4 protein-coding genes are annotated in these 7,002 nt (G+C 73.0%); 3 read left to right on the top strand and 1 reads right to left on the bottom strand.

The annotated features are described in order from the left end of the window. Positions 1–17: 17 nt before the first annotated feature. Both K4S16_RS00295 and K4S16_RS00290 read left to right on the top strand, forming a co-directional pair. The gene (locus K4S16_RS00295; protein WP_235036473.1) at positions 18–1,040 is read left to right on the top strand and encodes a 3-oxoacyl-ACP synthase III family protein; all 1,023 of its coding nucleotides are present in this window, start codon (positions 18–20) and stop codon (positions 1,038–1,040) included. Positions 1,041–1,053: 13 nt separating this feature from the next. Continuing rightward, on the top strand, positions 1,054–2,784 hold the full coding sequence (locus tag K4S16_RS00290; RefSeq protein WP_149256768.1) for a 3-hydroxyacyl-CoA dehydrogenase family protein: 1,731 nt from the start codon (positions 1,054–1,056) through the stop codon (positions 2,782–2,784). Between the two features lie 12 nt (positions 2,785–2,796). On the opposite strand, the gene K4S16_RS46330 is transcribed toward K4S16_RS00290, so the two are convergent. Beyond that, the gene (locus tag K4S16_RS46330) at positions 2,797–5,517 is read right to left on the bottom strand and encodes a LuxR family transcriptional regulator (protein ID WP_268843201.1); all 2,721 of its coding nucleotides are present in this window, start codon (positions 5,515–5,517) and stop codon (positions 2,797–2,799) included. 423 nt (positions 5,518–5,940) lie between these two features. Between K4S16_RS46330 and K4S16_RS00280 the strand changes: the two genes are divergently transcribed. Continuing rightward, complete coding sequence (locus K4S16_RS00280; protein ID WP_149256766.1) at positions 5,941–7,002, top strand: sensor histidine kinase; 1,062 nt, start codon at positions 5,941–5,943, stop codon at positions 7,000–7,002.

Below are 7,002 nucleotides of genomic sequence, written 5' to 3'. Positions count from 1 at the left end.
CGGCTTAGCGTGGTGGGGTGGCGATAAACCCGCCCGCGGGTCCGCGGGACATCGGAATAATCGGGACCGGTTCGTACCTGCCGGGCGAGGCCGTGTCGAACAGCGACGTCGGCGCCCTGTGCGGCGCGAGCGAGGAATGGATCCTCCGCAAGACCGGCATCACCGGCCGCCACTACGCCGCCGCACACGAGGCGTCCTCCGACCTGGCGGTCCGGGCGGGCGCGGCGGCGCTCGCCGACGCCCGGACCGGCCCCGGCGGGATCGGCCTGATCGTGGTCGCGACCTCCACTCCCGACCATCCGCAGCCGGCCACGGCGTGCCTGGTGCAGGACCGGCTCGGGGCGCGCGCCGCGGCCGCGTTCGACCTCAACTCGGTGTGCAGCGGCTTCGTCTACGCGCTCGTCGCCGCGGCCGCCCTGCTGGCGGCCGACCCGCGTGCGGGCCGCGCCCTGGTCATCGGCGTGGACGTCTACTCGCGCATCATCGATCCGGCCGACCGGCGCACGGCCGTCCTGTTCGGCGACGGCGCGGGCGCCGCGGTCATCGGACAGGTCCCACCGGGCCGGGGCCTGCTCGGCTGGCGCCTGGACAGCCACGGCGAGCACCACGCCATGATCGGCGTCGAGGCGGGCGGCAGCCGGACTCCTGCCAGCTCCGAAACGGTGGCCGGCGACCGCCACCGATTTCGGATGGACGGGCGTGCCGTCCGCAGATTCATCGCCGACGAACTGCCTGCCGCGATTCGCGCCCTGGTCGCCGATCTGGAGATCGCGCCCGAGGAGATCGACCATCTCATCCCCCACCAGGCCAACGACGTCCTGCTCGGCGAGGTGTTCCCGTCCCTCGGGCTGCGTCGCGCACGGATGCACCGGCCGGTCGCCGCGCACGGCAACACCGGGGCGGCGTCGATTCCGGTGGCGTTGGACCTCGCGAACCGGGCGGGCGAGCTCGGCCACGGCGACCTGGTGATGCTCGCCGGTTTCGGAGGCGGCATGTCCCTCGGCACCGCTCTGCTGCGCTGGAACGCGCCCCGTCCCTGAAAGGAAGTCCGCGATGACCCAGCCCCTCACCTCCGCCGCCGTGATCGGCCCCGGTACGGCGGGCTCCGCACTGATCGCGGCGTTCGCCGCCGGAGGGCTCGACGTCGTCGCGGTCGCGCGCGACGAGGCCGCCGCGGCGCGTGGGCGCCGCCGCGTCCTGACGCGGCTCGGCGGCGAGGCCGAGGCGGCCCGCAGGGTCGAGTTCACCACCGATCCCGGCCGCGCGACCGCGTGCGAGCTGGTGGTCGAGGCCCTCCCGGAGCGGGACGGCCTGAAGGACCGGGCGCTCGTCCGGCTCGGGGCGGCCTGCGCCGCCGAGGCCGTCCTGGCCACCACGGCGACCGGGGCATCGGTCACCCGGCTCGCCTCCGTCTCGGGACGCGTGGACCGCCTGATCGGCATCCGGCCCGCCGGGACCGCTGCGCTTCCCGCCCTGCTGGAGATCGTCCACACGCCCTTCACCGATGCGGCGGTGCGCGCGTGGGCGGAGGCGATGGCGGAGGCGCTCGGCATGGACCGGGTCATGGTCGGCGACCGGCCCGGCCACATCGGAGGCGGCCTGGTGTTGGCCTACCTCAACGCGGCCGTCCGGATGCGGGAGCGCCGGTACGCCTCTCCGCGCGACATCGAGACCGCGATGATGCTCGGCTGCGGGCTGCCGCGCGGACCGCTCGCCGAACTGGACCGCATCGGCCTGGACACGGCGCTCGACGCGCTCACGGAACTTCACGACAGGACGGGCGAGAGCCGCTACGCGCCGGCCCCGCTGCTCCGCCAGATGGTCGCCGCGGAGATGCTCGGCGAGAAGTCCGGCCGGGGCTTCCTCGTCGGCGCCGCCCCGGACCGCGGCCCCGTCGCGCACCCGGATCCAGTCGTCCCGCCCGCGACCTCCGCCGTGGGAATACTCGGCACCGGGACCATGGCGACCGGGATCGCGGAGGTGTGCGCACGTGCCGGGCATTCCACGGTCCTGGTCGGCCGGACCGAGGTCCGGGCCAAGGAGGCGGTCGCCGCGGTGGAGCAGTCGATGCACCGCGCCGCCTCGCGGGGCCTCGCGAAGCCCGGCGAGGTCGAGGCGGCGGTCGCGCGGCTCAGCGGGGCGGCGGACGCTTCGGCGCTCACCGCGTGCGACGTCGTCATCGAGGCCGTCACCGAGGACGCGGCGATCAAGAGGGAGGTCTTCGCCTCACTGGACCGCGTATGCCGCCCTGGGGCGCTCCTCGGCACGACCACCTCCAGCCTGCCCGTGATCGGCTGCGCCATGGCCACCGGACGCCCGGAACAGGTCGTCGGCCTGCACTTCTTCAACCCCGCCCCCCGCATGCGGCTCGTCGAGGTCGTCCGGACGGTCCGCACCTCCGACGAGGCCGCGCACCGAGCTCGCGCGTTCTGCGCCGCGCTCGGCAAGCAGGTCGTCGGCTGCACGGACCGGACGGGCTTCATCGTCAACGCACTGCTGTTCCCCTATCTCAACCAGGCCGCCCAGCTGCTCGCCGACGGGTACGCGAGCGCCGACGCCGTCGACCTGGTGATGTCCCGGGGCTGGGGGTACCCGATGGGCCCGCTCAGGCTGCTCGACACCATCGGCCTCGACGTCTCCCTCGCCATCCAGCGGAGCCTGCACGGCGCGTCCGGCCGTCCGGCCGACGCCCCGGCCCGGGACCTGCGCACGCTCGTCTCAGCCGGCCTGCTGGGACGCAAGAGCGGGCGCGGATTCCATCCGCACGGCGGAGCCGGACGCTGATTCCTCGTCCTGTCAGCCGCTCTTCGCGGCGGCCCGGAGGCTGGCCGACAGCTCGACGCGGCGCCGCACGTTCAGCTTGCGGTAGACCCGGGTGAGGTGCTGCTCGACCGTGCTGACCGTGATGTACAGGCGCTTGGAGATCTCGTTGTTGGTGAAGCCCTGAGCCGCCAGGACGGCCACGCGGCGCTCGGCCGCGCTGAGACCGGACTCGCTCCCGCCGCCCTCGCCGCCCGACCGGCGCACCGGCCTGCGGCGTGGCTGCAGGGCCCTGCGCAGCGGACCCGCCCCGCACTCGGTCGCCAGGTGCACGGCCCGGCGGGTCATCGCCTTGGCGGTTCCGACATCCCCGAGCCGCCGGTGGGCGTGGCCGAGGTCGGCGACCGCGCGGGCGAGCTCCAGGCGATCCCCGCACGCTTCCAGCACATTCACCGACTCCTGCAACAGCGACAGGCCGCGCCCCGCGTCGGCGGTCGCTGCCAGCAAGCGAAGGGACGACCCGTGCACCCGCGGGGCAGCGCCCGGGTCGACCAGGCCGAGTTGCTCCTCGACCATCTCCATGGCCTCTTCGGGGCGCCGGAGCTTCAGCAGCGCGGCCGCGCAGGCCGCCCGCCAGGGCACGACGGCGGGGCTGTCCATCCCCCATCCGCGCATGAGGTCGCCGCAGGCGCGGAAGTCCGCGAGCGCGGCCTCCACGCGGTCGGCGGCCAGGTAGTACCGCCCCCGCGCCTCCAGGTAGTGCAGCCCGACCGGGGTCTGGAACATGGTCCCGGGTATCCGGGCACCGAGTAGCTCTCCTGCCGCGTCCAGGTCGCCCATCGCGGTCCGCGCGTGCAGGACCGTGGCCAGAGGCGCCCCGATCGCCACGCCCCAGCCCGCCTCGCCGAGGCCGGCCAGCGCGGCGCCGCCCTGGTCGGCCGCCGCCCGCAGGTCCCCGCTGCGCAAGGCGATCTCCGCGCGGATCACGGTGAAGACGCTGCTCCAGGTCCTGGGCGCGGCGACGGCGCCGGCGCCGAGCAGACGGGTGCACCAGCGCGCGGCCGCGGGCAGCCGGTCGGCGAAGACGAGGGCGATCAGGGCCGCGGCCGCGCTTCCGGCCGAGGCGTCGTGCTGCCGGAAACGCTGGAGCACCTGCTCCGCGGCGGCCGCGGCCTCGTCGCCGGGGCCGCGGGTGAGGACCGCGCGCAGCGCGTCGGCCGCGATGACCTCCGGGCTGGTCCGGCTCGGCCCGGCCAGGTCCGTCGGCTCGGCCGCCTGGAACAAGGCCGGCCACAAGGAGGGCAGCCACATCCTCAGCAGGCCTGAACCGGGCCCCGGACCGGGGCCGGCTGTGTCCCGTTCGAGCGCGGTGAGCAGATCGTAGACCCCTCCGATGTCGCCATGCCACAGGAGGCAGCGCGCCGCGGCCAGGGCGGGCGCGACCGGCAGGCCGCGCCGGGCCGCCGGCTCCACTTCACCTAGGTGGACGAGAGCCTGCGCGGGGTCCTCATGCCATTCCGCCCGGGCGAGCAGGGCCTTGGCGACCGCCTTCTCCGCATCGTCACCGCTCAGCCGGTGGGCCGCCCGCAGGAAACGGACGGCGCGCCCGGTCCGGCCCTCACCGAGTGCGCGGTCCGCTGCCAGCCGCAGCACATTCCCCGCCCAGGGGCCGCCGCCCCCTGCCCCGCCCGCGGCCAGGTGCAGCGCGACCTCGGTGACGTCGCGCCCCGCGTTGTGCAGGGCCCGCGCTGCCCGGAGGTGCAGGCGGGCGCGCTCCGGCGGATCGATCTCGGAGAGCACGCACTCGCGGACGCCTGGGTGCCGGAAGCCGCCCGCCTCCAGCACCCCGGCGCGGTGCAGCCCGGCCAGCCGCCGGTCGATGACGTCGGCGGGCAGTCCGAGGACCGCCTGCCCCACCTCTGACGACGGAGACTCCCCCAGCAAGGCCAGACAGCGCGCGACGTCGGCCGTGTGGGGTTCGCCGCGTCGCAGGCAGGCCAGTACGGCCTGCAGATAGGAGTCGCCGATCACGGCCCCGGCGGGCGGGGCGCCCTCAGGTGCCCCGGCCGCCAGCCGTTCCGCGGCCCGATGATCGTCCAGGAGGGCGTTCACGAGCCAGGGGTTACCGCCGCTGAGCCGGTGGATCTCGGTGGTGAGGCCCACGATGCCGGCGTCGCCGCCGAGCCGGTGGCGCACGAGCCCGGCCACCCCCTCCGGCGTCAGCGGACGGACGCGCGTGGTGCGGGAGTGCGGCAGCCTGGTCAGCTCGGCGCACCACGGTTGGGCGATATGTTCCTCGCCGACGGCAAGGGCGATCAGGAGGTGCGCCGACGACGCACGCCGGGCGAGCCGGGCGAGCAGTTCCAGCGACTCGGCGTCCGCGTGCTGGGCATCGTCCACGCAGACGACAACGGGGCGGTGCTCGGCCAGCCGGAGCAGTGCGGCGCACGAGCCGCCCGGGGCTCTCCCGCCCTCGCCGGGCCGTCCGTCCGGTCCCGCCGCTGTCTGCGCCGACCCGGGAAGGTCGAGGAGCTGGTCGGCGACGCCATAAGGGGTGCCGCGCTCCACGGGCGCACAGGCGGCCCTCAGCAGGAGGGCTCCCGCGGCACCGGCCCGCTCACCGAGGGCGGTCAGCACCGCGGTCTTGCCGGTCGCGACGGGGCCGGTGACCAGCACGACGCCGCCGCGCCCGCGCCGCGCGGAACGAAGCATTTCCAGCAGGTGAACGATTTCATCATCCAGTTCGACCAATGTCATGACTACCCTTTGCACCTGAGAGCTTTCGAGGTAGATCGCTGTATCGAACATCGTTCATTGCGCGGGAGCACGCCCGCGCCGTGCCGGCGGCACCCGGCGATGCTAGGAGCTATCAAGATCGACTTTCAAGGGGGGCGATGCGAAAGTTGAAATGCACTACATCTTTGGTTCGCCGCCCTTGCCCTCTCGTCCCGCCCCGCAGAGGCTCAGAACGCATGGGCCCTCTCCTTCGGCCGGCCGGGCAAAGAGCCGGGCCGGCACCGCCACAAACGGAGGGTATCCCGATAATGACCCAACGTGATCAGCGCCTCACTCAGGATGACATACCGGAACCCGCATCGCACCACTGGATAATGGTGCGATCTCAGTTAGACTTGCCGTGACCTGTCGAGTTATTCTCGAAGCGAACCGTTAGAAGGGCCGATGACTCCCGACGGCAAAGAACGCCAAACCGAGCCTATCGTCTTCTATCTGGAACGGCAGCACAAGAAGGGCGGCCGCCCTTCGCTCGAGCATGCCGGCGTAACGAGAAATGACCTGACCGACAGGTCCGCCGACTCAAGACGGTGGCATGGGCGGGCTGGCGGGCTGCTCTCGCAAGTGGCGGCGGCCGTCCACGCCGGGACGCCCGAGGACGACGCGGAACCGGCGTCCCGGCCCCCTTTGCGGACGCCGGAGGACAACGAGGCCATCGAGCTGTTCGACTGCGTCATCGGCGCTGTGACTAGGGCGACCGTGGACGCGGACACCGACCCCGCGGAGACCGCCCGGATCATGTCGCTGACGGCGCGCCGGCTCGTGCGCGCGGTCGTCGACGACCTGCGGCTGGAGGCCGTCACCTACGTCGAGGCGCTCATGGACGCCGTGCACGCGGAGAATCTGGCCGAGCGGACGCGCATCGCCCGGGAACTGCACGATCACATCGGCAATGGAATTTCGGGCGTCTACCGACAGCTCGACCTCTTCGACATCTATCGGGAGAGCAATCCGGCCAGGTCCGCCGTTGTCGTGGAGCGCGCACGCAGGGACGTCCGCGGCATCCTGGAGCGGCTGCAGTTCCTTCTTTCCGGGCTCCGCCTCACCGAAACGGCGCAGGGATTGGAACGTGCCCTCGCAGATTATCTGGATTCGGTCGAGGAACACGAGGTCGCGACCTCGCTGGAATTCAACGGCGACGAGAGCCGGATCAACGGCCATGCCTGCGAGCAACTCTTTCTCGTCATACGCGAAGCCGCCCGCAATTCCTTTCGGCACGCCGCACCGTCCCATATTTCGATCACCGTGTCCATCACTTCGGACCAGGTCCAGGCGGCGGTCGAGGACGACGGCACCGGCTTCGACCCGTCAAGTTCCTCCCGGACCGCGAATGGTCTCGCGTCAATGCGGGAACGGATCGAAATGCTCGGCGGCCTCCTGAAGACCGACAGCGCCCCCGGGCAGGGCACCCGTGTCGAACTGCTCGTGCCCTTGCGGCACGAGCCCTGA

The organism is Actinomadura sp. K4S16 (assembly GCF_008327685.1).
In the GTDB taxonomy this organism is placed as follows: Bacteria; Actinomycetota; Actinomycetes; order Streptosporangiales; family Streptosporangiaceae; genus Spirillospora.
Note: the sequence above shows the minus strand (reverse complement) of the source record. Positions and strands in the feature narration are given on the sequence as shown.